Consider the following 1,257-nt stretch of genomic DNA (forward strand, 5'->3'; position numbering starts at 1 on the left):
GGCGTAAACCGGCCCGCCTCAATGTCCAATCCGACCTTCTTGTAAGCGTCACGGAAGGGCATGCCGGCGGCCGCAAGGCGGTTGACTTCCTCCACGGAGAACATCAGGTCATACCTCGGGTCATCGAGGATATGCTCGTTCACCTCCATCTTGTTGATTATGTAAGCGGCCATTCGCAGGCAGTCTTTCAGTTCGTCGAACGCCGGCAGGAACTCTTCCTTTATTATCTGAAGGTCGCGGAAATAGCCCGACGGCAGGTTGTTCATAATCATCGTCACCTGCACCGGCAGCGCCTGTAGCTTGTTACACTTGGCCCGGATAAGCTCGAACACGTCAGGATTCTTCTTGTGCGGCATGATACTGCTGCCCGTAGTGCACTCTTTGGGCAGCTTGACAAAGGCAAAGTTCTGGCTGTTGAACAGGCATGCGTCGAAGGCCATCTTGGCCAGCGTGCCGGCGACAGAGGCCATCGCAAAAGCCGTGTTGCGCTCGGTCTTGCCGCGCCCCATCTGCGCGTAAACGACATTATAGTCCATAGAGTCGAAGCCGAGCAGCCCGGTCGTCATCGTGCGGTTGAGCGGGAACGACGAGCCATAGCCCGCGGCGCTGCCCAGCGGATTGCGGTTAGCCATGCGCCACGCGGCCTGCAGGAACAGCATGTCGTCCGTAAGGCTCTCCGCGTAGGCGCCGAACCACAGTCCGAACGAGCTCGGCATGGCTACCTGAAGGTGTGTATATCCGGGCATGAGCACAGCCTTATACTGTTCGCTCTTCTGCAAAAGCTCGTCGAAAAGAACTTTCACAAGGTCGGCAATCTCCTTTATCTCATGGCGGATGAACAGCTTTAGGTCAACCAGCACCTGGTCGTTGCGCGAGCGTCCGCTGTGTATCTTCTTGCCCATGTCGCCAAGTTTGCGGGTGAGCATCAGTTCAACCTGTGAGTGCACGTCCTCAACGCCGTCCTCGATTACGAACTCTCCGCGCTCGCACGAGGCGTATATGTCCTTCAATTCGGCGAGAAGCTGTCCGAGTTCCGCCTTTTCGAGCAGCCCTATCGACTCAAGCATGGTGATATGAGCCATGCTGCCGAGCACGTCGTACTTGGCCAGGTACATGTCCATCTCACGGTCACGACCTACGGTGAAGCGCTCGATTTCCTTGTTCACCTCAAAGTTCTTTTCCCAGAGTTTTGTTGACATAATCTTTTTATTGTTAGGAGTTAAGGAGTAAAGAAGTTAAGGAGTTAAGACAAATGTC

Annotated in this window: 1 protein-coding gene; it reads right to left on the reverse strand. The window is 55.1% G+C overall.

Annotated features, from left to right (window positions below; all coding sequences use genetic code 11):
* Nucleotides 1-1,199, reverse strand: a 1,199-nt coding sequence (argH, locus tag H6A34_RS14405) for an argininosuccinate lyase (RefSeq protein ID WP_205106078.1), incomplete at its 3' end; no start/stop codon positions are given.
* Between the last annotated feature and the right edge of the window lie 58 nt (nucleotides 1,200-1,257).

This window comes from Marseilla massiliensis (assembly GCF_016899855.1).
Taxonomy (GTDB): domain Bacteria; phylum Bacteroidota; class Bacteroidia; order Bacteroidales; family Bacteroidaceae; genus Prevotella.